Below are 24,196 nucleotides of genomic sequence, written 5' to 3'. Positions count from 1 at the left end.
TACATATGAACGTGACGAAGGCGATTATCATGGTGGCAGGATGGGGTACGAGGATGTTGCCGATTACTAAGTCTATAGAAAAGTGTATGCTCCCGATCGGTACACGGCCAGTCATTGATTTTGTAGTACGTGATATAGTCAGCGCCGGTATCAAAGATATCTATTTTGTGGTTGGCGAACAGAGTTCACAGCTTCAGAGTTACTATCGTTCCAATATACCCCTTAATGACTATCTACGCCGTAAGCAGCGGAGTGATCTGTTGTCGCTTGTCGCGCCTATGACGGATGTAAAGACACACTTTATTATGCAGCCGAGTACGGGTAAATACGGTACCGCCGTCCCAGCAGCGATGGTTAATGAATTCGTTGATCCAAGTGAGCATGTGCTCTATATGAACGGTGACCAATTTTTCTACCGTGAGGATGGTGGGTCAAATGCGGCTGATCTCATAAGGCTTGTGTCTGATAGCAATGCAGAAGTGGGCTTATTTGGTAATCCAGTTGCTCCTGAAGACGTTTCAAAATTTGGTATTATCGAAAAAGACGGCGAGGATAACTATGTGAGAATAGTAGAAAAGCCATCTGTCGAGGATGCACCAAGCAACCTGAATAACTCGGGCTTCTACTTATTCAACAAAGAGATTTTTGAACTATCTCAGTCGATACCAGTCGATCCCAAAACGGGGGAATATTTTATTATTGACGTAATAAACCGTTATGTTGATAGTGGCAAAAAAGTGATCGTTGGTACAGTTAATGGTGAGTATATGGAATGCGGCAGTGTTGATGGATGGCTGAGGGCAAATAACCGTATAGTGGGACTTACATCATGAAACCAATCGTCATCGACACACGAGAACCAGCTGAATTTGCTTCAAGTCATGTACCTGGAGCGATCAATATATCGACTATGCAATTCATGCGTGGTACGCTGCCGCCACAATTGGTTGATGTCAGCAAGGATCAACCGATCATTCTCTATTGTCGCAGCGGTCAGCGATCAAACACGTGCATACAGCTGCTCAAGGCGCACGGTTTTACCAACTTAACAAACGGTATCAACGAACATCACGTTGCCAAAATGCTTCGCTAAGGCTATAGTAGACACAGTACATTATCAGTTTTATGAAGTATCAAGAAGCGGGGAGAGATCTGACTCGATGAACCGCTAGCAACCAGTTTCTCGTACGGAGCAAGGTGCTTTCATTCAGCCCAGCAAAAAGGGGAAGATATGACGCGAAGTGTTTTATAAATCCGTCTGCTTGCCAGGCGGATTTTTGTTTTCAAACGTATAAAAAATAAGGAGAAGTAACGACAATGAGTCGATTTCGAACAGCTGAATCAGTTTCACCAAAGCACCCAGATAAATTATGTGATCAAATATCGGATGCAATACTGGATGCCTATCTAGCAAAAGATCCGACCGCTCGCGTGGCCGTGGAAACAGTTGGTGGACATGGCAAAGTATTTATTACCGGTGAAGTCACTAGCACCGAACATCCAGAGATTGAGCCGATTGTGACGCGAATTGCTGGTGGTGTCGAACTGACCGTTCATTTAGTAAAGCAAAGCCCAGAGATTGCACAGGGCGTTGATACTGGCGGTGCGGGCGACCAAGGTATCATGGTGGGGTATGCGTGTAGTGAAACAGAGGAATTGTTGCCGCTTGAAGTCGTTCTCAGTCGCAGCCTCAACCAATATTTGTATGAGCGCTGGCCGTTTGACGGCAAGACACAGGTGACACTCAAAGATGGTCAGATCACTGCTTTGGTTGCAAGTTTTCAAAACGCTCCACATGATGAGCTGAAGGCGGCTGTTGAAGCCTGGGCTCAGAGTGAGACAAGAGCTACCTGTAGCGACAACCTTGTCATTCATGCCAACCCTGCGGGTGATTGGCACCAGGGTGGATTTGATGCTGATGCCGGTCTGACTGGGCGTAAATTGGTTGTCGACAACTACGGCCCAAGCATACCTATTGGGGGTGGGTGCTTTAGTGGCAAAGATCCGAGCAAGGTCGATCGTAGTGCCGCCTATATGGCTCGCAAGATCGCACGTGACTATCTGAAGAAACGTGGTGCTCATGAAGTGTTTTGTCACCTGGCGTATGCCATAGGTTATGATCAGCCACTTGAAGCGACGGTGACAATCGACGGCGTACAAGAAGTCGTCGAAGGCTATGATCTTAGCCCGCGGGGTATTATTACTGCACTCGATCTCCGTCGTCTGGTGTATGAAGAGACAGCACGCTATGGCCACTTTGGGCATACCAATTTCTCGTGGGAACAATGAAAATATGGCTATCATGCCGGGCCTCGAGTGTCTCCTGGGCGTGTCCCGGATTGTTTTATATGGCTCTGATCTTTCCTCGTACAGTCAAAGCAGTTATGACGACGGAGAATACGTTTGACACTGTAAGACTCGCCCATACCTCCAGTACTGTTGCGATGTAATGCCAGATTTGTTCGCAGTTAATTCTTATGCTATACTTAATCACAATTCCACCAAGAACAAAAATATAAGATACACAGAGGGAGATGGAGGGTGATTACCACATATGCGTGTACTTCTACATAAGCATGTGCTTCGAAGGGGCATAGGTCAAGCCGTTCGGGTATTTGTTATCGGGTTAGTTATTGCAAACCAGATGGTGGCTATGGTATCTGCGGCCGCACCGCAAGATACCTATACGTGGCAACGAAATATCGGTACGCACGGATGCCCGAATAACATTTTTCGACCGCGAAGCATTGCATATTACGACGGAAAGCTATACGCGTCTACTTTCATGAATGAAGTTGTCATCATGGGCACCGATGGTAGTAGTAGTGGGAGTTTCGGGGGAGAAGGTGTTATCAACGGCCAATTTTCGTTCCCAGAAGATATTGCCACAGACTCAAGCGGCAATATCTATGTAGCTGATATGGACAACAACCGTATTCAGAAATTTGATAGTAATGGTACATACCTCGACCAGTTTGGTTCAGTCGGTTCAGGCAACGGCCAGTTCTCATTTCCTCACGGAGTGACTGTTAGTGCTGCAGGCAATATCTACGTGGTTGACACCGGTAACAACCGTATCCAGAAATTTGATAGTAATGGTACATACCTCAGCCAGTTTGGAAGTTTCGGTACGGGTAACGGCCAGTTCAGCGGAGTTGAGAGTATTGCCACAGACTCAAGCGGCAATATCTATGTAGCTGATATGGACAACAACCGTATTCAGAAATTTGATAGTAATGGTACATACCTCGACCAGTTTGGTTCAGTCGGTTCAGGCAACGGCCAGTTCTCATTTCCTCACGGAGTGACTGTTAGTGCTGCAGGCAATATCTACGTGGTTGACACCGGTAACAACCGTATCCAGAAATTTGATAGTAATGGTACATACCTCAGCCAGTTTGGAAGTTTCGGTACGGGTAACGGCCAGTTCAGCGGAGTTGAGAGTATTGCCACAGACTCAAGCGGCAATATCTATGTAGCTGATATGGACAACAACCGTATTCAGAAATTTGATAGTAATGGTACATACCTCGACCAGTTTGTCTTCGATGACCCAGCTGCGCTAGCGACCAATCTCTGTGACCCGAGCGATATTGATCGAGACTCTGCAGGTACTATCTATGTTGCTGATATCCGATGGGATAACGTCAAGGTTTATCGATCAGGCGGAGGTCTACTACGGGTTATCGGGAGCAGCGGCAGTAGTGATGGACGGCTCGAATCTCCAATGGGTCTTGCTCTTGCCCCTAACAGCGAGCTATACGTCGTTGACAGCGGTAATAGTAGAGTGCAAGTGTTTGACGCTGGTGGTGCCTATATCCGGCAGTTTGGAAGTTTTGGTACCGGTAACGGCCAATTTATTAGTCCCGAAGGTATCGCGTTTGACTCGTCGGGTCACATCTTCGTTACTGATGTAGGTAATCATCGTATCCAGGTCTTTGACCAAAACGGCGCTTATCTCCGCCAGTTTGGCACGCAAGGCAATAGCAATGGCCAGTTCGAAGATCCAATCTCTATCGCTATAGATAAGGCTGGTAATGTCTACGTTAGTGACTACATCTTAAACCGGGTTCAGAAATTTACAAATGACGGTACCTATGTCACTCAATGGGGAACAACTGGAAAAGGCGATGGGCAGTTTACCGGAGCATCAGGTCTGACGGTTGATTCTGAGGGTCGAATTCTCGTGGTTGATTCGGGCTATGATACCGATGCCGACAATGGCTTGTACGTAGTGCGAGTTCAGAAGTTTGCTGCCGACGGCACGTATCTCTCGCAGTTTGGTCGGTTTGGTGTCCTCCAGAACGAACTTTTGCCTTCATGGGGGGTAGTGACTGACGACGACGGCAATGTGTATGTGGCCGATCAAGACCTAAATACCGGGATGCGCCCTTCAAAGATCTCCGTCTGGAGTGCACCAATCATACCGAGTGCCCCGCTTAGTATCGCTACTACCATGAGTAGTTCGACTGCGGCAACTATCTCGTGGGCAGCGCCGCAACATGTTGGTTCTGCTGGTGTTGATTACTACAAGATCATGTATCGTGTATTTGGTACCTCGATATGGACGACGATCCAAGTTGCCGGTAATGTTCTTTCTGTAACATTATCTAATTTACAGTCTAATGTCAGCTATGAGACGCAGATTCTTGCTGGGAACACGCTTGGGGAGAGTATTGTTGCTTCGATGACACTGAATACCACTGCATCATTGGCGCCGACAGGCATAGACTTCCACATGATAGTAGCAATGGCTTTGGGTATCACTGTTCTAGGGGTTGTAGGTTTGATGCGGAGAACCTACAACTGGTTGCGGCGGTCTTAATCGATAGTGCATTTTATCTTACAGAACGACCTCCCAAAGTACTAGACTAAGCATTGGCAGACCTTGTCTGGCACCAGTTGTTCTCGCACTGTTCTGCTAAATCACTCTATGTGGGAACCATTGTCGCGCTTGGGCAACGGAGACGTGCGTGTCGTGTCACCATGTCAGCGCATGGGGCGTATTCTGCATACGCTGCGTTTGAGAAAAGATTGATGAGCGTGAAAGCGAAAAACCTACCTCTGTACAGAGTTCAATACCTTTGCAACATTTGTTGGGGTGTCCTAAGCCGTATCCCTAAGTGTACACATCTTGTATTGTGGTACTCAAGCCAAGTGTCTAACTTGGCTTGCTGGGACGGGAGTGGTACGCTTCTGTTCCGGTGATATCCTATGTATTCTGTCAGATAGTGCAGTTAAAACGTTCAATGTGTGCATTGTCGTTTGGTTGGTGTAACCGATTATGCCTAGTTTGCGTCCCGATCTGTGCATTTGTTGCGTAAAGCTTTGGAGCCAGGATGACGTGTGTCATCATGGTGAATAGGTTAGTAATACAGCCTTTTTCTAGTGTACGGATCGACATGGTGGATGGTGTCAGTCTGGACAAGTTCACCAGGTCAGGTGACATATTGATCGTTTTGGGTTATCTATTTTCACTCTTGGTCTCCTCGCGCTGTCCATGCAGTGGATGGTGGCGGAGGATCTGCTTGATGTGGCTCAAGCTCACAGAAGTCTCAAGGGCGGTGACGGGGTGGCGCCAGACTACCTCAATCTGTAGCTTTATTGTCTTCTGGCGAGCTGGTCGGTTGAAGTTGTATCGCTACATCATTTGGTTACGAGTCTCCTACTTACGTTTCCAGCGCCAAATGGGGTAATATTAGGGTTGGTGGAATAGGCCATAGATAGGCCTCCTATCTATAATTAGTAGTGTAACTACAGCTTACGGGAGCCTGTCTTTATGTTCCAAAGGTGGTGGACTGGTACGGAGCTATTGACTTACTATTGTGTTTATGCTATTATACTGACACACACTTAAGAACACACACCATGCTTCATCTAAAACGAACCCACCACCTTGAATTTCCAAACCTCTTGCCGCCAAGCCGACTGACGCTTAGCCCGGTAACTGACGACAATGATGAGCTGCTAAAGGCGGCTCAAACTGAGCGTGACGACGATATAATACGTCTCGAGGAAACACCCGATGTCGTCGGACTCGACGAGTTTTGGAATGGTGTCGAAGCCGATCTTAAGCAAGATCCCACTTGGTTTGACTTCAGTAACGATTAGAACAATCGGCTAGTCTATTGCAAAACCGTGCTACCTCTGGTACAATACCTATTTGATAACAATAACGTTAAAAGGAAATTTGATGAAAGCAGTCGTGAAAATCAGTGGCAAGCAATACATTGTCGCTGAAAAAGAGACCCTCATGGTGGACCTCCTCCCTGAAGGCACAAAAGAGCTCGATCTCGACGCACTTCTCGTGATTGATGGTGACAAGACCATAATTGGTTCACCATTTGTCAAGGGTGTGAAAGTAAAAACAAAGGTACTAGAACCAAAAGTTGCCGGCGAAAAGCTCCGCGTTATTCGTTACAAGAGTAAGAAGCGAGTCAACACGCAGACTGGTCACCGACAGAAATACACAAAGCTCGAAGTCGTATCTATTAAGTAGCTCATTGAGTTTTCGTTATACATCAGACGCCTGGACGGGCGTCTGTTTGTTATCCAATGAAGATTGTATTGCACACTAGCGAAATATTCATGAGCAGTCCGATTACGCAGGTGAATATAAGACCAATCTGCAAGGGTTGTTTTATTGTTGGTAGGTAGATTGCGAGTGCAAGAAAAAGAGGAAACGCCGAAAGTGCATAACGGTTGATACTGACGAGTGATCCCGAGACTATGCAAAGTAGAAATGGCGCAACACAATAAGTGAGCCATACGGCACCGAGTTTTTTGTAAGTTAGGTAGAGCATGAACGCCAAAATTGGGATGTAGAAAAAAATATATGAGGGCGAGATGGAGCTGGCGATCGAATATAGGTAGTTGTCAGAAAATTTACCCCAAAGATGCTGTGCGGTCACAAACGCAACGGGGTTTCCAAAAACCTGCCATTGATATGCCATGAACGCAACGATCCCTAGTGGTGCCATAAGAAGTGGAATCAGCTTGTAGCGATCATACCACTGCTTCGCTAGTAGGTATTCAAGCAGAAACACCAACACGATCATACATCCCTGGACTCGAGTTGCCGTACTGAATGCGGCGAATATGCCTGCTAGCCATGGACGGTCGGTGCGATAAAAGTATAACGACGCTGCAGAAAGAAATATAAATAAGCTCTCATTGTAACCCATGACGAGAAAAAAGGACGTAGGAAAGATGGCGATCAGAAGCAGCATCCTAAATGGAGTGCGGTTGTTGCCATATCCTCTCAGGCGTAGTTCAACTCGCGCCCACAAAAAAAGAAAAATAGCCGACAGTGGGATACAGATGGCACTAATAACTAACATAGCGATATGGGTACTTGTGATGTAGGAGAGTCCTCGTACTAACAATGGATAGAGCGGAAAGAACGCTTGGTTCATAGGGTATGATTGATATCCGTAGGCGGCGATGTTGTAGTAATGCTCACTATCGAACACGAGGAGTGGGTGTAGTGGTGCAGTGGCCTGCGTAACTCGCTGATAGGGATAGATAGCAGCTTGACGGGCGGGCAGTTGATTGCCTGTGATGATTAGTACACTAGTTACAGTCACAACAAAGAGTATACTGTAAAAGAGTAGTCGAACTACGAACGGACTATGTGGCATATGCTCTACACAGTATACATAATAAAAATGCATATCCCTACACACTTGTAGTGCATGGTATACTGGTACTAGAAAGAAGCGAGGGAAATCAACACGTGACTACTGTTATTGCAGTGACAAATCAAAAGGGCGGGGTCGGTAAAACGACTACCGCAATTAATGTTGCTTACTATCTAGCTAAGTTTGGTCATAAAACTTTATTGGTTGACTTTGACCCGCAGGGTAATGCTACGAGCGGCCTTGGTATTGACAAGCAAAACCTTTCGCTAACGATGGCAGATGTTGTTATGGGTACACACACTCTGGCCGATATCATCGTGACCACGGAGCACAAAAACCTATCTATTGCGCCCTCAACTCCCGTGCTTGCGAATACAGAAGTGGAGCTTGCTCAAGCTAGTCATCGTTTTACGCGCCTCAAGCAAGCGATCGAATCTGGTGCGCAAGATTATGAATATATCATTGTCGACAGTCCGCCCAGTCTTAGTTTGCTGACGGTGAATGGGCTGATTGCAGCGCGCTACGTACTGTTGCCGGTGCAGGCTGAATTCTATGCACTTGAGGGTCTTGGTCAGCTGCTTGAAACCATGAAGCTAATCCGTAAAAACCTGAACCCAACACTTGACCTCATAGGTGTGCTGCCGACAATGGTAGATAGTCGTACATCACTTTCAGGCCAGGTGCTGGCGGAAATCAATAAGCACTTTCCCGCTAAAGTTTTCAAAACGATTATTCCACGGAATGTCCGTTTGGCTGAAGCACCGAGTCATGGTGCGCCGATCGGCGTGTATGATCGTTGGAGTAAGGGTGCGCGTGCGTACAAAGCGGTAACCAAGGAGGTGATAGAACGTGTCAGCTAAAAAAATGGGATTAGGAAGAGGTTTTGATTCACTCATTCCGACAGAACTACTCGACGAGGAATTTGATCCGACTGCGGCGCAAGACGAAAAAATGAGTGATTTACGCCATTTGCGACTCGCAGTGATTACGCCCGACCCAGAACAGCCACGTCGAATGTTTGATGATGTATCGCTTGATGAGCTGGCAGAATCGATCAAAGCTCATGGCATTTTGCAGCCGATTGTGGTACGCCCGTATGGGGATGGTTACATGATTGTTGCCGGCGAGCGGCGATACCATGCCGCAAAACGAGCCGGTCTCGATAAAATTCCTGCAATCATCCGAACATTGTCCAACCAGCACAAACTTGAACTTTCGCTAATAGAAAATTTGCAACGCAAAGACCTCAATGTCCTGGAAACCGCCACGGCATACCTCAAGCTTCGTGATCAATTCAACCTGACGCTTGATCAGATTGGCCACAGGGTTGGCGGTAAATCGGTAGCGGCAATTAGTAATACGCTGCGTCTGCTGCGTTTGCCCGAGTCGGTGAGAGAAGCGCTTGCCGACGGGCTGCTTCGTGAAGGTCAGGCGCGACCATTGATTGGGTTAGAGGTTGACGTTATTGAGAAAGTGCTACCGCGTATATTGCAAGAAGAGTGGAGTTCGCGTGCAATCGAGCAGTATGTTAATCGTATCAAGGCAGGTGACCAGCCAATACGCAAAACCTCAGAAGTAATGCTACACCAACAAGATGCGGAGATGTTTCAGCGTCGCTTTAAGGCACCGGTATCAATCCGCACTTCCGCTAAAGGTTCGGGCCAGATTGTTATCAGATTTACTAATAATGCGGATTTTGCGCGTCTGGCAAAACTTCTTAAAAGGCTCTAGAATATAGTGAATTTTGTGATCGGCCATAGTCGGACGCCGACGGGCCCTACGATGTCGAAAATAGGAATCGTACCAAGTCCGGTTCGAGAATCGTAGGACATATTGCCAACACGATTGTCACCGCACACGAAGATAGTGCCATCCGGCACGACAATGTCGACACCATCTCCGCTAACGGGTGATTTAGGGCCGACGCCGTTTTTGCGGTAATCATCATCGGGATGAAAGCCGTTTGGATGGTCTGTGTTATAAACGGTCAGTACACCGCCATTTACAGTTACGCGCTCCCCGGCAAATGCTATGACGCGCTTAACAATATATTCGTCGCGCTCGCCTTGAACAAAGCGTGGATTTTTAAATACAATTATTTGCCCACGCTCAGGTGAGTAACTTTTATTTTGGAACTGAGCAGTAGTGATGGGCATGCGGTTCACGATTAGGCGCTCACCATCGGCCAGTGTGTTGTCCATACTATGCCCAGTTACCGAAAAGCTCCGAAAAATAAACGTATTTATAATGACGGTGCCAATGAAAACGATCAAAATAAATACAAAAAAATGCAGAATATCCTTAAGTCGAGGATGTCGTTCGATAAAGTTTGCTTCCATTCCTCTCACTATACAGGATGGGTGACGAAAACCACAAAACATTAGCATGACTAGTTCCATTTTTAACACACGTTAGCTATAGTAGAGGTAGTATATGTCAAAAAAACCATCTGTAGACGGCTTTATTCCAAGGCGCTCCCCCGGCATGATCGGGGAGCACCATGCTACCGATAAAAAGCTTCCAAAGCCAGATGTCTCGGGTCTTGTACGTCACCCCTCTATGTCTCCAGTAGATAGTCAGGAAGAAAGGAGTACTAATGCTATCGTTCCGACCGCGTATGGTCTCCAGCGACCCGGAGTAATAATTCGCCGAGAGGATGTCGACCAGTCACTGCGCGATATTGACATACAGTCTGAAGCTGAAAAGAAACGACGTGGACGCCGTCGAATTAGTGTCAAGAAACTTTTTAAGCGATTGATAATCGTATTGCTTATCGCAGCCATTGGGTTTGGTGGCTGGGTTGGGGTTAAAACACTCCTTGCCAGCAACGCCGTGTTTAAGGGTGACATATTTGGTCTCGTGCAACAGCGGCAGCTCAAGATGGATGGCAACGGTCGCACAAATATACTGGTTTTTGGTACGTCAGAGGATGATCCTGGTCACCCGGGCGGTAACCTGACCGACTCGATTATGGTGCTGACGGTCGATCAGAAAAAGAATAATGCTTATATGGTAAGTATTCCGCGTGATCTCGAGGTTCGCTACGGAAGATCATGTGTGCCTGGATATTCAGGTAAGATAAACGCTTTTTTCCAATGTGTGAACGATGATTTTGGCAGTTCATCGGCTGAAGATGAGAGGCAGACCGAATTTCGTAAATTGGTCAGCGAGGTAGTGGGACTTGATATTCAGTATAGCGTGCACGTCAATTATTCAGTGATGCGAGATGTGGTGAAAGCACTTGATGGAATTACAGTAATGATTGAAGGGAGTGGTGGCGCACCTGGCGTGATGGATAGCAATTTTGATTGGAAATGTGGCGCTACCTATAGCCAAAAGAAAAAGAACTGTCCACCAAATGGACACTTCATTGAATATAAAAATGGCTTAACCCAACTTGATGCCGAACATGCGCTGTATCTCGCGATGGCGCGAGGCGATATCGAACCAACCTACGGTCTTGGGAACTCAAACTTTGATCGCGAAAAGAATCAACAAAAGATCATTGTAGCAATCAAAGAGAAAGCAATGAGCACAGGAACAATTACTAACGTGGGCAAAGTAAGTGGCATCATTGATGCCCTTGGCAAGAATTTGCGCACAAATTTTGAGACAGCAGAAATCCGTACTATCATGAAACTGGCCGAAACTATTCCTACAGATCAGATCAAGAGTATCAGTCTTTTGGATAATCAACTTGTAACGGGTGCTGCCCAGCCAGTCGCTGGCATGTACAACTTTACTCAAATCCAGGCGCACATCAAGAAGCAACTCAACTCCAGTCCACTTGCGCTCGAGGCGGCTCATGTGATTGTCTTGAATGCGTCGGGTGTGGCTGGGGCTGCACAAAAAGAAGCCGATAGGCTGATGGCGCTTGGTATGGAGATTGATCAGGTTGGCAATGCTCCTGCGTCCGCGACGTACAAAACTAACACAATTTATCAAGCTACTTCAGCCACAGATAAAAAGAAACCGCTAACACTTGAAAAATTAGTAGTGCTGTACGGAAAAAACCTTAGCGCCGAAGCACTACCCATACAAATACCGGCAACAACCGACTATGTGATTGTGATCGTTTCTCCGCCCACTAGTAGCGACAATCAGTAACACCGATGGTATAATGGTGGAGATATGGATCTACTACGATCACACACACGACGTACCAGACTAAGCGAGGTGCTGTACATTACCCTGAACATAGGGCTGGCAGTGACATTGTTTGTTGTGGTATTGCTCATACAATCCTCATGGTTTGCTTATGGTCTTGTGTTGTTAAGTAAATGGCGCGCACTGGCGGTACGGCCTCGATTTTGGTTTGCAAATCTCGTAGCTAATATGGTGGATATTATCGTTGGCGTGAGTGTTGTGACGTTTTTGTATGGTGCAAGTGGTGCGATATGGCTTCAAGCCGCTATTGCCCTACTGTATGTCGGTTGGCTGTTGGTTATTAAGCCGCGTTCTCGCCGGAGCTACGTGGCAATCCAGGCAGGCGTTGCTGTGTTTGTTGGCATTACTGCACTTTCGATGGTGTCGTACGCCTGGAATGTGGCATTTTTTGTGCTTACTATGTGGGTTATAGGTTACGTTTCGTCGCGCCATATCCTAGGGAGCTATGATGAGCCCATGACACAACTATACAGTTTTGTATCTGGTTTTATATTCTCCGAGCTAGGATGGATTGCTTTTCACTGGCTCATGGCCTATCCTGTTCCAGGTTACAAACAGCTGCAGTTTTCACAGCTTGCTCTCTTTGCTACTCTTATCGGGCTTGTAGCCGAACGTGCATATGCAAGCTATCATAAACACGGTCTGGTGCGGCGTGCAGATATTATTTTGCCAGCATTGCTCGCTGCTGCAGTAATGATTGTGGCATATGTGCTTGCAATTATTAACGGCAACACAGCACTGTAATAAACACACTATAGGGGGAATGATGGAGAAGCCTGCGAAACAAACGTATGCCCAGCGTATAAAGCGATTTTTGGTTGTTATTGGTCTAATTTTGATTGGCTCGACGCTTGCTATTATTGGCGGTGGCATATATTGGTGGATGCACACCAACAGAACCCCTGTTACCAGCCGTACGACGCTAGTGGCCGACGGCAATCTAAAGTCGACCAGCTCAGAGGATGCTATGGCTGCAATTGCAGAGAAGGTGTCGCCAAGTGTGGTTTCCATCATCACAAATATCACAACACGAACGATTTTTGGTATGGCACAAGCACAGGCTGCTGGGACGGGAATTATCGTCAGCAAAGACGGTTATATTCTGACTAACAAACATGTGATTTCTGGTGCGAGCAAGGTTGAAATCGTGTTATCTAACGGGACAACTTATAGTGATGTGCGGATTATTGGGTCAGATCCGCTGAATGATGTCGCTTTTCTGAAAGTAGATGGAGTGTCAGATCTAGCACCTGCGGTGCTTGGCGATTCTTCGACGGTACGAGTCGGCCAACAGGTCGTCGCAATCGGTAATTCACTGGGTCAGTATCAGACAACTGTGACAAGCGGGATTATTTCAGGCAAGGGTCGACCGGTCTCCGCCGCGAGCGGCGAAAGTGGTGAAACGGAAAATCTGACTGATTTGCTACAGACTGATGCCGCTATTAACCCGGGTAATTCAGGTGGACCACTGCTTAACTTTTCGGGACAAGTTATTGGTATCAATACGGCCGTGGCTGCGGATGCTCAAGGTATTGGATTTGCTATTCCAATCAATGCCACGAAAGGTGCGCTCAAATCGGTGTTGGCAGGCAAGGGGGTACAGCGTGCCTATTTGGGCCTGCGCTATGTTTCCCTTACGCCGACTGTGGCGAAACAATACAACATACAACAGACTAAAGGTGCGCTTATTATTGGTGACGAAGCAACTAGCGGTGTGGTTGCAGGCGGTCCAGCAGACAAGGCTGGTATTCGTGACAAAGATGTCATTGTCAAAATTAATGGGCTCACTGTCGGAGTGCAGGGTAGTGTCTCAAGTTTAGCGGGCGAATACGCGCCGGGTGATACTATAGAACTGATGCTATTACGCGGTGGCAAAGAACAGACAATTAAAATCACACTAGGTAATTACTCGGGCTAGGGCTTTACAAACACTAGTCCGTAGTCGAGAGTTTCGAGGTGGGACAGTCCGCCGCTAGATGCATGCTGAATGAGTTTGGCGTGCTGATAAGGGTCGGCTTCAATAATAAGCAAGCCGCCGGCTGGAAGTAATGGGATAGCCTGCTCAATTAGTTTTTTTATGAGTGCGGTGCCGTTTTTGTCGGCAAACAGAGCAAGTTCTGGTTCGTAATTGGTTTCTGGAGAGCGCTCCCAGCTTTTGTCGACATAAGGCAGGTTTGCTAATATAACATCGGCGCGGCGAGGGGCCGAAGCAAGTAGATCACTCCTTAAGGTTGCAACACGAGCATGAAGGTCACTAGCATTCTGCTCGGCAACAATAAGTGCGTGGCGGCTGATATCGAGCAGGGTGACGGTAAGTTCGGGGTGCTCGAGTTTGGCGGTAATACCAAGGCAGCCGCTCCCAGTACCGATATCGAGCAGAGTACGATGGCTAGGGTTGATGTACTTTTTAAGTAGTTCAATGAGTACCTCAGATTCTGGACGGGGAATTAATACTGCGGGAGTGACTTTGAACTGTCGTCCATAAAACCAGCGGTGACCAACGATGTAGGCGAGGGGGGTACGATCAAGACGTAAGTCGAGTCGCGCGTTCGCAATATCGAGTTCACGTGGTTCAATGCCATCTTCTTCGTGTGCATGTAAGTAAGTGCGGCTTTTGCGTAGTGTGTGAGCCAGTATGAGTTCGGCATCAAGTAAGGCACTGCTAATCCCAACGTCAGCGAGTTGTTCGGCGGCCTCGCGAAGCCAGATACGGATAGGGGTAATACTTGACTTTTTTACCATTCTGTGCTATATTTTACTACAGATATAATTGAAAACCAACACTATGAATGAACAGCACCCCATAACACCGCAAGAATATATTGAACCGTTACCAGCAACTGGCGCTGAACTGAGCCAGCAGTCAGCCGTTATGGTTGGTCACGCTGGAGACCCTGCGACTCCTGAAGCCCTCCGTCCACTCTACAAAGAAGAAGCACGGCGACTTGCGGCAGCGGCAGATAGACTAGCCGCACTTGAGGCCCCAAAGGTATAAAACCATGACAGAAAGAAACCCGCACAAAATTGAGCAGGCTGATATTGTGGTACCGAAACTTTCCCAAGGAGAAACGGCCGTCATTTTTCAGCGTCACGGCAAGTATAATCGCGATAGGGGTGCCCAGGATGCTGGCTCGCTGTTTACTGATGATGCCGAGCGTATTAAAAGTGCTGACGAGCAATGGTTCCACGATGTGCTTGCTGAGGGAGCGCAAGACACCTACGTATTGTTTGTTTCTAGCGATACTCAGTACGCTGGAAAGGGGCACCGAAGCCTCGAGACTGGCCAGCTAGCTCAGGATGCGGCAGTTCACGTCATGAAGGAGCGAGGCATTGATGCTAATGAGCATATTCTTAATCTGAAAGCTGATTTTTCGGTTGCCTACTCTCAGGATACTGGCCAATCCATTCGTCCAATGTCTGGTATTCGTGAGCCAGATATTTTTAATCCTGCAGACAAGAGCTACCTGGCGTTTCTACAGCAGAAGTATGGCTACGCTGATGAGGAGGCAAAGACCGGGCTGACTCCAGCCGGTTGGGCCGCACATGAGATGGATGTCGAGAAAGTCGAGCGCCTGAAGACGGGGGCGGAGGGTCAACAGGATCTTATCGATCGCACGAAAAAATCTTTGTATATCCTTGAACGTTATGCTCGTGTTTGGCATGCGAATAACCCCGGAAAAAAATTAGTGATTTGGGCAACATCGCACTATGATACAGTGAATCCACTTATTAAAGAGATCGATGGACAACTAAAAAATGATGATGGGACATTCGCGGATACCTATCAACCAGTAGATTATGGTGGTGGTATTGTGTTGAAGTTTTCGGCAAGCATAGAGGGTGCGCGGATTGAAACACGCGTGCACCATGGCGTGAGAATTGGGCTTGGAAATGTCGCGACTCGCCAGTCGGTTACTCGACTTGGGCTGCCAAAGTACTAACCGCTTCTTCGATTGATTCAAATTTTGGCACACCATAATCAGTGTGCCATTTATTGATGATTGAAAGGTGTGTTTTGAGCTGTTCGAGGTGGGAGTCAGTAAGGCCACCATCATAATTACCACTAACTTGTCGGGCGTGAATGCGCTCCACTAATGTCTCCCATTTTGGTATGACAATAGCATCGGGCTTCAACCATGAATTAACCGAACCCATAACCCACAACCCCATATCGACTGTTTGCGCTGTTATGACATCACAGCGCTGCTCTACCCGTTCAATCATCGGTACGCCACCATTCCACCACTCTATAGGGGGTTGCGCGCCAGAATCAATCCATAGGACATCCCCATCAATCCAGTCTGGCTCTGTCTGTTTTTTGCAAAAGTATGTCTTACCGGCACCCGAAGGTGTCATAATAAAAAGCCCTTTTGAGTGTGTTCGGTATTGTTTTTGTAAATGAGTAAAAAAATCTTCACCGTCACTGAATATGATATGAGGTAATTTCATACGTCTAGTATAGCAAATAGCAACACACTAACTTGTATGGCTGAATTACTGTAGAATAGAAATATGGTATTTCAACACTTACGGTACGTCTACTTTTTTGGTTACGGAGCGGATCGTGAAGTTGATATGATTCGTGCGATTACTGGTCGTAAACCAAAGGTGGTGGGGGCTGCGATATTGAAAGGTTATGAGCTTTATGTCCAGCCGCTTGAATGTATTACGAATAGCAAAAAAAATGATTTACGCCCGCGTGAGTTGCTGCGTCGTACTTGGGGTAATGAGTTTACGAGCTATGTCATTGTGCCGAACTCTAATGAATCGGTATGTGGCACACTCTTTCGTATCAGTCTCCACGATAGGCACCTTATCGACAATTGGGAACTTGTATCGCTCGGTTGGTACGATAAATTGTTTACAGAAGTAGAGCTCGATAACGGTAAAAAATATCGGTGCGAAACGCAGGTACTGGCACCTGGCCAGCAACCAGGCAGGCGGGTTGACGGTATAGACTATCGTCCATGGCTTGTGCCAAAAGAGAGGCTTATGGAGATTGCCTCGAATGTTCGCGTGGGCATACATGCTTAGAAAAGATTAAAAAATAGAAGTTTTAGTTTGCTACACCTTCGGCTTTGAGCTCACGCTCGTAGGCCTGCAGATGCTCGATGATGTCGTCGATATCACCGTTCATCGCAGCAGGGATATTGCTGCGGCTGTAGCCGATCCGATGATCGGTGATGCGATCTTGCGGAAAGTTATAGGTGCGGATTTTTTCGCTACGGTCGCCGCTACCAATTAACGCGCGCCGGTCAGCAGTAAGCTTTGCATTTTCTTCATCGATTTTGATTTGCAACAGTCGTGCCCGCAGGACGCTCATGGCCTTTTCGCGGTTTTTAATTTGTGATTTTTCGTCCTGATTGGTGACAACCATACCAGTCGGCAGGTGAGTGATCCGTACGGCGCTGTCGGTGGTATTCACACTCTGACCACCATGGCCACCGCTACGAAACACATCAACTCGCAGGTCATTTTGGTGGATCTTGACATCAGTCTCTTCGGCTTCGGGTAACACAGCGACTGTGACGGTGCTGGTATGGATGCGACCCTGGCTTTCGGTGACGGGTACGCGCTGCACGCGGTGAACGCCGCCTTCAAATTTGAGACGAGCATAGGGAGCATCACCCTTGATACTGAATATGACTTCTTTGTAGCCACCCGATTCATTGGCACTTTCGCTCATGAGTTCAGTTTTGTAACTATGAGTTTCGCACCAGCGTAGGTACATGCGGTAGAGTTCGGCGGCAAATAGCGATGCCTCGTCGCCACCAGCACCAGCGCGGATTTCGACAATGATATTTTTTTCATCATTTGGGTCCTTTGGAGTCAGCATAACAAACAGCTCGTTTTCAGTAGCATCAAGTTTTTGTTCAATCTCGGTCACTTCTGATTTTGCTAACTCTGCCAGTTCGTCGGTGCCCTTGGAGAGCTCTTTAGCGGCGGCGAGGTTTTTCTCGAGCTGCTCACGTTGGGTGGCTTTTTCGACAATGCATTCAAGCTCACTTAATCGTCGATGTTTTGTTGAGAAAGCTGAGTCGGTATATGCATCGGCGCGCGCAAGAAAAGCTTCGAGCAATTGTTTCTCAGCTCGTAGATCGTTTATACTAAGTTCGATGCGTGGCATGCTCTTATTTTACACCTTATGGTCGTTAAACAAAAAAAGTGGCAGTTGCTTTTGTAATTTTCATACTGTACTATTACAATTGTATCGTAAGCTTTATTTACACCTAGCCCCTAACATAAAAATACAAAAGGAGAACGTATATGTCAGAAATGCCGTCGGATGGTAGTAGCCAAAGGCCTTACCAGGAAGATGATGCCCGACTATTTATTGAGAGAGCAGTGGCCTCTCATCCGGAAACCGTCGATGCAGATGCGGCATTAACCTATGCTATCAACGAGCAGACGGAAAATCGTGATCGTCTCGCAACTTTAACAGATGTGCGTGACGGCTTCAATCAGCGGGCAAAGGAAGCAAATGATGAATACTTGCGTGGAGGCCTAGGCGACGCCCTGAGTAATGAGAGACTTAAGGCGCGCGAGAATAGTAAACGTGCATTCTCTGAGAACGCTGTGGAGATTAGTTCGAGGTCCGAAGGAGAATTCGGTCTCAGAGCTCGTACGGAAGCGGCAAGAGGCAAGCTCGGAGAGACACAAAACAGGCTGCGCCAGGCATTCGGGGAGATGGTGGCCCTCAGTCCAGATGTCGCAGGGTGGACGGTTGAGGACTTCCAAAAGGCAACAATTGAGCACGAACGCCTAAAATCAGAAGTGAGCCTTGCAGAGGAGGGTCTCGCACAGCTTGGTGGTTTCTCAGAGAAGCTTAGCTCAGTGTTTGTTCCTGGAGTTGAGTTTACCTATAGTGGTGTAAAAAGTCAGTTTATCAAGTCCTGCGAGGGCCATACCATAGATGATGAGACACAGCTGAGCGCACTCAATGGTAAACTCAATGCTATTAGTGACGATTACTTTGATCTCTCTCCTCGAGAGCTTGTTGGACGGTTCACTGAGGTAGCCGAACTAGCTCAATCATATCAACGAGAATCACTGGAAACAGCGCGCGGTAATTTAACGGCATTTGAAGACGGTATTCGTAACAACGGCCAGACTCAGGCCGATAACGGTCCAGACACAAACGGGCAGTAAAATCAGTTCCGTAGAACAGCCAACTACCTTATAGGTGCTAGCAAAGATTTTGATGATGATGCCTTTGTCATGTTTGAAGTCTTTTGGGGGTGAGTATGTCGAAGGCCTTATCTTCAATAGTCACGGGCTTTGTTTCGATCTCGTCAATCTCGGCTTCGCTAATTGTTTCTCTGCGCTTAGTTCGGCGAGGTTGAGTTCAATACGCGGCATACTATTATTATAACAGGGGTAATGACTTTTTACACTAGCAAGTAGTATCACAACAGCATATTGACAAAATTCAAATAATTTGCTAATATGAGTTATATAACTAAGCAAAATAAAAATGTCCCCCGTAACACATAAAAACCGCACTCATGAAGTTGCTCCCATCGATAGAGAAGGGGGTGTCAATGATCGTGTCTCTAGCATCGAACAATCGCGTCTCGATGAAATGCTCGCCGACCCGATTGTAAGCAATATCCCATTGGCGGAACAACATGAAGCCGTGAGTCAGGCGTTCGAACTCTATCTGAAAACGAAAGAGTTTGTCGCGCCAGTTATTGTTGGGTTTGCCGATGAACTTTTGCGAGAAGCCGGTGACACTAAGCAAATTGTTTTTGCAGCACGCGATGGACTAGGCCCCTATGTAGCCGCCCAAGCCTTACGGCAGAAGTTTCCCGATTATTACAAAACTATGCCCGAGAAATTGTCATACGCATATTTTACGCGCAAACTGATGAGAAATTCGACTACTGAAGAAATCCGTGAATATGTCACCGGTTTGGGTATCAACCCCGATGAACCGACGCTTGTAGCAGATATCGGCATGTTTGGAAGCATACAGTACGAAATAGCCCGGTGCTTTGCAGATGCCGAGCTCCGCTATCTCATCTCGCGTAATTGGTCTATCCCTGGCTATCTCGATGATGGTAGCGAGATGCAGATGCGTGCACTAGATAAAGGAATTATGGGCAACCCCGTCGTTCACTTTATGGAAGATACCTTTTCTGGCCCGACCGGTTCAGCTTCGCGCTTAGTCAGACAAGGAGACAAGTTGGTACCAGACGTTGAGTATGGCGTATACGAACCCAAGGAGTTACTAAAGCGCGTCTATGCGATAAAAGCATTTGAAGATTATGTCGCTGAGTACGATCAGCCGCCCAGGCCCGGGGCTGCGTTGGAAGCTAATGCAAAACTTGATGAATTTCTCTGTAATGTTCAGAATTTTCAGCATCTTATGGTGCCACATATAAGCGGATAACGAAAGGACTACAATTTTATGACAGTTAACCATGAAATGAGTACGAAAAACGACCGCAACGAGGCAACAGTAGCGGTCATTAAAGCGCACCTAAAAGATGCAATGAATGAAGCACTGGGTCGCTATGGTACCGGCAATATGTACGCAGCTAGCATGACAATGTACGATACGCTGTTTGGGTATAAACTTAATGAAACTACCAAATCGTACGCACCACCTATTGATGAGTTACTTATGAATCCAGATCGAACCGTGCCTACTCGTGAAGAATTTTCAGTTTGGTTTCGTGAGGCCTTAGTTCATGATCGAGCATTTCAAAAAGCCTGTGAATTTCCGGGAGCTATCGAAGCGGTAGATCAGATGCTGAATGCGGGGCCAACTATCATCTGGACCGAAGGTGATACCCGTCATGCCGTGGGCGACGCACCAGGCAGCGGTGAACAGCTCGAAAAAATTCGCGGTACCGGTGTTTTTGATCGAGGGGTCGAAAAAGCAATGGCTACGGTCGCGCTGACAGCAGGCAAATCTATAAGCGAAGACCCAGGAGAAATGATACTTACTGCTGCTGTGGACCGGCTCATTGCTGCGGAAGCTAGCGAATCGAAATTTTCTCGAGATGCGATCGGCCGCGTCGTAGACCACCTGCGTGGGCAAAATGTGACGAGTGTTGTCGTGCTAGAAGACCGGCTCGGTAACGCCATGCGTATGCAACAAATCCTTGAATCAAACGGATTTACCGCACGTGGTATATGGGTACGTCAGGGTCGGCATGGTCGTAAAGAAGGTATACATGGGGACGATATTTTAGAAGCATCTACAATCGCTCAAGCGGGCGAGCTCATCAGAGATTTGCGCGGAGAGGTCGGCCAACCAATCGGTATCGTCTGTGATTTTGACGGTGTGCTTGGCGATCAGGAAAAACGCGAGCAACTACAGGCTGAACGAATTTACGATGAGTGCCTACAGCAAGGGTGGCTGGCATAAAGTGAAGAACCAGCTATTACAAAAGATCGTGCATTTAGCACGATCTTTTTAGTTACATTTATTGTTCGGTCTTTTTGGCTTTTTTGGCGTTTAGCTTTTTGGCCTTGTTGGCTAGCAGTGCCTTGCGGGCTTCGGCAGCGGCAAATTTGGCCTTGAAGCGGTCAACACGGCCTTCGGTGTCGATGATCTTTTCCTCGCCAGTGAAGAATGGGTGAGAAGCGGAAGAGATATGGACTTTGACAAGTGGATACTCGTTGCCGTCTTCCCATTTGATAGTTTCGGTTGTTGGCGCTGTTGACTGAGTCAAGAACGCGAAGCCCGCTATATCGTCGCTAAATACGACCGGGCGATAGTCTTGTGGGTGAATACTGCTTTTCATACTCGCACCAGTATACACTAGTAGCGGTCTATTGTCAAAGGGTGGTATGCGGACTATAATTATAACCAACACACGCCAAATATCAACAACTATGTCAAGCAATATTCATACCATCAATGCTGAGCATCCCCTGCATGAAGGCGGGGTTGTTATGGATGGGATAGTTGACGAGTTTGTAGAGCGTCATGGATTGGGCGCTGTGGTGGTTGATATGACGGCGCGGCTAGAAGGACGTCGAAAGGAACGGTGGGCTGAAGAGCGGCAACTGCACGCTAAGCAAGACCATGAAGTGCTGACGCAGCGCATCGAACGAGCATGCCAAAAACTAGAGGGGTTGATTGCGAGATTTCGAGAAGTATCGGGTGCGACCAACGATACATTGCCAATCATTTGCTCGATTGATCGCGGAGTACGGAAGGTTAAGATTGTTTCGCGTAATCCGCGTCACCTGCGGATCGATACCTTTGAACAAAGCGAGGGAGATACAGTTAGTTTGCGACTCCGTGAGACACCGGTTGTGTCACAAACCACACGTTTTTCGGGAGATGAAAAATACGAGCTACTAAGCGGCAGTGACGAAGCAATTGTGCTTGATGATATGATCGAAAATCTGGAAGTATACTTTATGCAACACGAGACCGAGGCTTAACTATGCGCCACCAAGAGTATACGCAGAGTAAAGACGGCTCTCCTTCGACTGAGATCGGCAACAGCCTACCAAGTGGCGAAACAGTAGATGGCCGTATTTTCGCTACGGCACAGGCTGAGCTAGATACACTACAAAATCATGCGGGCGGTTTGGGTGTTACTCCCGACGCACTGGTTGGTGACTACGTTATGGCAGCTGCTGACTCGTTTGCTGATGGAAGTGGCGGTGAGGTGACAGCTGGCGTCGTAGGTGGACTAGAGGTGGCCGAGCACCCAGAGAATTCTCCGCGTACCGCAAGGGCACTCGATAGATTACCGATTGAATCAATTAGCTCTGCACTGACAATCCTTGAATCAAGTAACCCAGATGGGGTTGCAAAGGTGGTGGCGGCTATCGACAGTGCCATTCATGACGATGTACCAAATCATGAACACAATGACCGTATACATGGGATTGTGAATGAGGCGCGGAGTGCATATGAGTTGCCGGCACTTGGCGGCGGGGAGGCAGAGGTAAGAGTTGCCAGCGTAACCGAAAGTGAGGTAGCACACGAAGAGCTATCTGAAAGAGTCGAGCGTGCTATTGACAACTGTGAATTTGTCAGGAGTCCCGAGTTAGAGCGTGCAATTGATGGATTCTACCGCGATCACGATCGATTGGGTGAGATTATTCGAAAGTGCGCTGAAGGCACAATAGGCCGGGATGAACGTCAGATATTGCTTGATAACCCTACGATCACTGGTAACTACGAAATTGATCACGCAATCTGCCAGATACTTGCTCAGGATGGTACCACTGCGACGAGCCGTCGCGAACAACTACAGTCTGCAGATGAAGCGATTTCTGGTATATTTCTCAATGAAGTGTGTGTTGGGGCTATGACGCTCGAGGAAGAGGATATCCAACAGGTTGCGTCCTTGCATGAATTGGTGAGGCAGGCAGCGATACGCGAAGATCTGTTATTCACGGCAGCGGACGGGCGCGAGCTATGGCAGGAGCAACCAGGGGAATACGTTGGCGGAGCGAGCCTCTATCACCGACGCGAACTAGTTAAACCATATGTCATAGAGCAGGAACTTGCTACACGACGAAATCACAAGGCTCTCGCGCATCAAGATATGCGTCACGCCGGGCAACTACTATTTCATAACACACCAAATCTCGCAGAAATAACCAGGAGTTCATTTAAGCTTGCTTCAAGGGGCCACCAGTATGAAAAAACGGGCGACTTTGTGACTGGTTCAAATCGCGACACTATTGAGCAGCACAGCAACCTTTCGCATTGGTGTGAAGAATATATGCCATCCGCCTACAAGCTGCCAGTCGGTGCAGTTGTAGCAAATGCGGATCGTTCGCCCGGTACTGTCGCGGTGCCGCTTGCGGAGATCGTCGCACAGGCGCCGTATTCGGCACGCGACATCGAGTATGGGGTCTTAGAAGCGAAGAAAGGTGTCGTGCTCGATGTTACTCAGAATGACGGAGTTATTTATGGTGAAAATAATGGTTCAAACGACAGTCCGGGCCGATTTGGTCGAGATAGGGTATTTCTTAAAGGGAATAGGGCTGATCAGCAAGAAGCAGCACAAAATTTTGAACTAGATTTTGGACGCTCTATGGGTACGTCTGAAGGAAATGTCTCGATGATATTGCTGACGGAGGACGATGTGCGCTGGCACGGTAGCATGTTATATCCTTTTGGTGCTGGGGAAGGATACCCTGGAACAGTGCATCTCTCTTATGATGGACAGCTAAGGCAGGTTCAGAATCAAGATAGAGCCTCGTTTGAAGCACGGCAGCGAGTACAGGAAGAAGCACTCACTGAAAAAATTCGCGCGCTACAAGCTGGCAGTATTGATCTCCCCCAATACCGTGATCGATACGTTGTGCCGCTTCGGAGTGGGGTGATGGAATTTCGTGTAGAAGGAATGGATGTTGCAACGGCTGCAACGAAAGCAAGGAACATTGCTAATATGTTCGGCTAGAGT

Annotated in this window: 25 protein-coding genes and 1 riboswitch; of the genes, 19 read left to right on the top strand and 6 right to left on the bottom strand. The window is 47.5% G+C overall.

Going from position 1 to position 24,196, the window contains the following annotated elements; all coding sequences use genetic code 11:
* Window positions 1-5 precede the first annotated feature (5 nt).
* The 6 genes from IPM09_03665 to rplU all read left to right on the top strand — a co-directional run bounded on the left by IPM09_03665 (window position 6) and on the right by rplU (window position 6,499).
* Window positions 6-833, top strand: coding sequence for an NTP transferase domain-containing protein (locus IPM09_03665; GenBank protein ID QQS21599.1), 828 nt, complete (start codon window positions 6-8; stop codon window positions 831-833).
* On the top strand, window positions 830-1,093 hold the full coding sequence (locus IPM09_03660) for a rhodanese-like domain-containing protein (protein QQS21598.1): 264 nt from the start codon (window positions 830-832) through the stop codon (window positions 1,091-1,093). Before IPM09_03665 ends, IPM09_03660 begins: the two co-directional genes overlap by 4 nt.
* Before the next feature lie 34 nt (window positions 1,094-1,127).
* Window positions 1,128-1,236: riboswitch (SAM riboswitch) on the top strand.
* Window positions 1,237-1,317: 81 nt separating this feature from the next.
* Complete coding sequence (locus tag IPM09_03655) at window positions 1,318-2,289, top strand: methionine adenosyltransferase domain-containing protein (GenBank protein QQS21597.1); 972 nt, start codon at window positions 1,318-1,320, stop codon at window positions 2,287-2,289.
* A gap of 265 nt (window positions 2,290-2,554) precedes the next feature.
* Window positions 2,555-4,825 carry a 6-bladed beta-propeller gene (locus IPM09_03650; protein QQS21596.1) on the top strand — a complete coding sequence of 757 codons (2,271 nt, stop codon included), beginning with the start codon at window positions 2,555-2,557 and terminating at the stop codon, window positions 4,823-4,825.
* Between the two features lie 1,043 nt (window positions 4,826-5,868).
* On the top strand, window positions 5,869-6,111 hold the full coding sequence (locus IPM09_03645; protein ID QQS21595.1) for a hypothetical protein: 243 nt from the start codon (window positions 5,869-5,871) through the stop codon (window positions 6,109-6,111).
* An 82-nt stretch (window positions 6,112-6,193) separates the two neighbouring features.
* Window positions 6,194-6,499, top strand: a complete 306-nt coding sequence (rplU, locus tag IPM09_03640) for a 50S ribosomal protein L21 (GenBank protein QQS21594.1) — start codon at window positions 6,194-6,196, stop codon at window positions 6,497-6,499.
* Between the two features lie 49 nt (window positions 6,500-6,548).
* On the opposite strand, the gene IPM09_03635 is transcribed toward rplU, so the two are convergent.
* On the bottom strand, window positions 6,549-7,586 hold the full coding sequence (locus IPM09_03635) for a hypothetical protein (GenBank protein ID QQS21593.1): 1,038 nt from the start codon (window positions 7,584-7,586) through the stop codon (window positions 6,549-6,551).
* Window positions 7,587-7,735: 149 nt separating this feature from the next.
* Here IPM09_03635 and IPM09_03630 point away from each other — a divergent pair, with 149 nt between their 5' ends.
* Both IPM09_03630 and IPM09_03625 read left to right on the top strand, forming a co-directional pair.
* Window positions 7,736-8,500, top strand: a complete 765-nt coding sequence (locus IPM09_03630; protein ID QQS21592.1) for a ParA family protein — start codon at window positions 7,736-7,738, stop codon at window positions 8,498-8,500.
* Complete coding sequence (locus IPM09_03625) at window positions 8,490-9,371, top strand: ParB/RepB/Spo0J family partition protein (protein QQS21591.1); 882 nt, start codon at window positions 8,490-8,492, stop codon at window positions 9,369-9,371. The genes IPM09_03630 and IPM09_03625 overlap by 11 nt, the downstream gene beginning before the upstream one ends.
* On the opposite strand, the gene lepB is transcribed toward IPM09_03625, so the two are convergent.
* Window positions 9,368-9,979, bottom strand: a complete 612-nt coding sequence (gene lepB / locus IPM09_03620; GenBank protein QQS21590.1) for a signal peptidase I — start codon at window positions 9,977-9,979, stop codon at window positions 9,368-9,370. The two genes, IPM09_03625 and lepB, sit on opposite strands and share 4 nt — an antisense overlap.
* A 94-nt stretch (window positions 9,980-10,073) precedes the next feature.
* On the opposite strand from lepB, the gene IPM09_03615 reads away from it, so the two are divergent.
* The 3 genes from IPM09_03615 to IPM09_03605 are packed head-to-tail and all read left to right on the top strand — an operon-like array spanning window position 10,074 to window position 13,725.
* On the top strand, window positions 10,074-11,747 hold the full coding sequence (locus IPM09_03615; protein ID QQS21589.1) for an LCP family protein: 1,674 nt from the start codon (window positions 10,074-10,076) through the stop codon (window positions 11,745-11,747).
* A gap of 24 nt (window positions 11,748-11,771) precedes the next feature.
* The gene (locus tag IPM09_03610; protein ID QQS21588.1) at window positions 11,772-12,551 is read left to right on the top strand and encodes a hypothetical protein; all 780 of its coding nucleotides are present in this window, start codon (window positions 11,772-11,774) and stop codon (window positions 12,549-12,551) included.
* 19 nt (window positions 12,552-12,570) lie between these two features.
* Window positions 12,571-13,725 (top strand): trypsin-like peptidase domain-containing protein, encoded by a 1,155-nt coding sequence (locus IPM09_03605; GenBank protein QQS21587.1) that lies wholly within the window; start codon window positions 12,571-12,573, stop codon window positions 13,723-13,725.
* On the opposite strand, the gene prmC is transcribed toward IPM09_03605, so the two are convergent.
* Window positions 13,722-14,549 (bottom strand): peptide chain release factor N(5)-glutamine methyltransferase, encoded by an 828-nt coding sequence (gene prmC, locus IPM09_03600; protein ID QQS21586.1) that lies wholly within the window; start codon window positions 14,547-14,549, stop codon window positions 13,722-13,724. The two genes, IPM09_03605 and prmC, sit on opposite strands and share 4 nt — an antisense overlap.
* Window positions 14,550-14,592: 43 nt before the next feature.
* Here prmC and IPM09_03595 point away from each other — a divergent pair, with 43 nt between their 5' ends.
* Window positions 14,593-14,802 (top strand): hypothetical protein, encoded by a 210-nt coding sequence (locus IPM09_03595; protein QQS21585.1) that lies wholly within the window; start codon window positions 14,593-14,595, stop codon window positions 14,800-14,802.
* 4 nt (window positions 14,803-14,806) lie between these two features.
* Window positions 14,807-15,748, top strand: a complete 942-nt coding sequence (locus tag IPM09_03590) for a hypothetical protein (GenBank protein QQS21584.1) — start codon at window positions 14,807-14,809, stop codon at window positions 15,746-15,748.
* Here IPM09_03590 and IPM09_03585 read toward each other — a convergent pair.
* Entirely contained in the window at window positions 15,720-16,256 is a 537-nt protein-coding gene (locus IPM09_03585) for a hypothetical protein (protein ID QQS21583.1), read from the bottom strand. The genes IPM09_03590 and IPM09_03585 overlap by 29 nt on opposite strands.
* 63 nt (window positions 16,257-16,319) lie before the next feature.
* Between IPM09_03585 and IPM09_03580 the strand changes: the two genes are divergently transcribed.
* Window positions 16,320-16,841 carry a gamma-glutamylcyclotransferase gene (locus tag IPM09_03580; GenBank protein ID QQS21582.1) on the top strand — a complete coding sequence of 174 codons (522 nt, stop codon included), beginning with the start codon at window positions 16,320-16,322 and terminating at the stop codon, window positions 16,839-16,841.
* 22 nt (window positions 16,842-16,863) lie between these two features.
* Here IPM09_03580 and prfA read toward each other — a convergent pair whose 3' ends face one another.
* Entirely contained in the window at window positions 16,864-17,934 is a 1,071-nt protein-coding gene (gene prfA, locus IPM09_03575) for a peptide chain release factor 1 (protein QQS21581.1), read from the bottom strand.
* 140 nt (window positions 17,935-18,074) lie between these two features.
* Here prfA and IPM09_03570 point away from each other — a divergent pair, with 140 nt between their 5' ends.
* The 3 genes from IPM09_03570 (at window position 18,075) to IPM09_03560 (ending at window position 21,183) form a co-directional block, all read left to right on the top strand.
* Entirely contained in the window at window positions 18,075-18,956 is an 882-nt protein-coding gene (locus IPM09_03570) for a hypothetical protein (GenBank protein ID QQS21580.1), read from the top strand.
* A 325-nt stretch (window positions 18,957-19,281) separates the two neighbouring features.
* A complete protein-coding gene (locus tag IPM09_03565) occupies window positions 19,282-20,199 on the top strand; it encodes a hypothetical protein (GenBank protein QQS21579.1) in 918 nt (305 codons plus the stop codon).
* A gap of 18 nt (window positions 20,200-20,217) precedes the next feature.
* Window positions 20,218-21,183 carry a hypothetical protein gene (locus IPM09_03560; GenBank protein QQS21578.1) on the top strand — a complete coding sequence of 322 codons (966 nt, stop codon included), beginning with the start codon at window positions 20,218-20,220 and terminating at the stop codon, window positions 21,181-21,183.
* Between the two features lie 58 nt (window positions 21,184-21,241).
* On the opposite strand, the gene IPM09_03555 is transcribed toward IPM09_03560, so the two are convergent.
* Window positions 21,242-21,562, bottom strand: coding sequence for a type B 50S ribosomal protein L31 (locus tag IPM09_03555; GenBank protein QQS21577.1), 321 nt, complete (start codon window positions 21,560-21,562; stop codon window positions 21,242-21,244).
* Between the two features lie 46 nt (window positions 21,563-21,608).
* Here IPM09_03555 and IPM09_03550 point away from each other — a divergent pair, with 46 nt between their 5' ends.
* Window positions 21,609-22,211, top strand: coding sequence for a hypothetical protein (locus IPM09_03550; GenBank protein ID QQS21576.1), 603 nt, complete (start codon window positions 21,609-21,611; stop codon window positions 22,209-22,211).
* A 2-nt stretch (window positions 22,212-22,213) separates the two neighbouring features.
* Window positions 22,214-24,193: a hypothetical protein gene (locus tag IPM09_03545; protein QQS21575.1), complete on the top strand. Its 1,980-nt coding sequence runs from the start codon at window positions 22,214-22,216 to the stop codon at window positions 24,191-24,193.
* Window positions 24,194-24,196 lie beyond the last annotated feature (3 nt).

The sequence above is a fragment of the Candidatus Saccharibacteria bacterium genome, from assembly GCA_016700015.1.
Classification (GTDB): domain Bacteria; phylum Patescibacteriota; class Saccharimonadia; order Saccharimonadales; family Saccharimonadaceae; genus Saccharimonas.
This window is presented reverse-complemented; position numbering and strand designations above follow the sequence as displayed.

Excerpts from the sequence above, each read along its gene's own strand:
- IPM09_03665 (QQS21599.1), top strand. The coding sequence starts at position 6 with ATGAACGTGACGAAGGCGATTATCATGGTGGCAGGATGGGGTACGAGG.
- IPM09_03660 (QQS21598.1), top strand. The coding sequence starts at position 830 with ATGAAACCAATCGTCATCGACACACGAGAACCAGCTGAATTTGCTTCA.
- IPM09_03655 (QQS21597.1), top strand. The coding sequence starts at position 1,318 with ATGAGTCGATTTCGAACAGCTGAATCAGTTTCACCAAAGCACCCAGAT.
- IPM09_03650 (QQS21596.1), top strand. The coding sequence starts at position 2,555 with ATGCGTGTACTTCTACATAAGCATGTGCTTCGAAGGGGCATAGGTCAA.
- IPM09_03645 (QQS21595.1), top strand. The coding sequence starts at position 5,869 with ATGCTTCATCTAAAACGAACCCACCACCTTGAATTTCCAAACCTCTTG.
- rplU (QQS21594.1), top strand. The coding sequence starts at position 6,194 with ATGAAAGCAGTCGTGAAAATCAGTGGCAAGCAATACATTGTCGCTGAA.
- lepB (QQS21590.1), bottom strand. The coding sequence starts at position 9,979 with ATGGAAGCAAACTTTATCGAACGACATCCTCGACTTAAGGATATTCTG.
- IPM09_03615 (QQS21589.1), top strand. The coding sequence starts at position 10,074 with ATGTCAAAAAAACCATCTGTAGACGGCTTTATTCCAAGGCGCTCCCCC.
- IPM09_03610 (QQS21588.1), top strand. The coding sequence starts at position 11,772 with ATGGATCTACTACGATCACACACACGACGTACCAGACTAAGCGAGGTG.
- IPM09_03605 (QQS21587.1), top strand. The coding sequence starts at position 12,571 with ATGATGGAGAAGCCTGCGAAACAAACGTATGCCCAGCGTATAAAGCGA.
- prmC (QQS21586.1), bottom strand. The coding sequence starts at position 14,549 with ATGGTAAAAAAGTCAAGTATTACCCCTATCCGTATCTGGCTTCGCGAG.
- IPM09_03595 (QQS21585.1), top strand. The coding sequence starts at position 14,593 with ATGAATGAACAGCACCCCATAACACCGCAAGAATATATTGAACCGTTA.
- IPM09_03590 (QQS21584.1), top strand. The coding sequence starts at position 14,807 with ATGACAGAAAGAAACCCGCACAAAATTGAGCAGGCTGATATTGTGGTA.
- IPM09_03585 (QQS21583.1), bottom strand. The coding sequence starts at position 16,256 with ATGAAATTACCTCATATCATATTCAGTGACGGTGAAGATTTTTTTACT.
- IPM09_03580 (QQS21582.1), top strand. The coding sequence starts at position 16,320 with ATGGTATTTCAACACTTACGGTACGTCTACTTTTTTGGTTACGGAGCG.
- prfA (QQS21581.1), bottom strand. The coding sequence starts at position 17,934 with ATGCCACGCATCGAACTTAGTATAAACGATCTACGAGCTGAGAAACAA.
- IPM09_03570 (QQS21580.1), top strand. The coding sequence starts at position 18,075 with ATGTCAGAAATGCCGTCGGATGGTAGTAGCCAAAGGCCTTACCAGGAA.
- IPM09_03565 (QQS21579.1), top strand. The coding sequence starts at position 19,282 with ATGTCCCCCGTAACACATAAAAACCGCACTCATGAAGTTGCTCCCATC.
- IPM09_03560 (QQS21578.1), top strand. The coding sequence starts at position 20,218 with ATGACAGTTAACCATGAAATGAGTACGAAAAACGACCGCAACGAGGCA.
- IPM09_03555 (QQS21577.1), bottom strand. The coding sequence starts at position 21,562 with ATGAAAAGCAGTATTCACCCACAAGACTATCGCCCGGTCGTATTTAGC.
- IPM09_03550 (QQS21576.1), top strand. The coding sequence starts at position 21,609 with ATGCGGACTATAATTATAACCAACACACGCCAAATATCAACAACTATG.
- IPM09_03545 (QQS21575.1), top strand. The coding sequence starts at position 22,214 with ATGCGCCACCAAGAGTATACGCAGAGTAAAGACGGCTCTCCTTCGACT.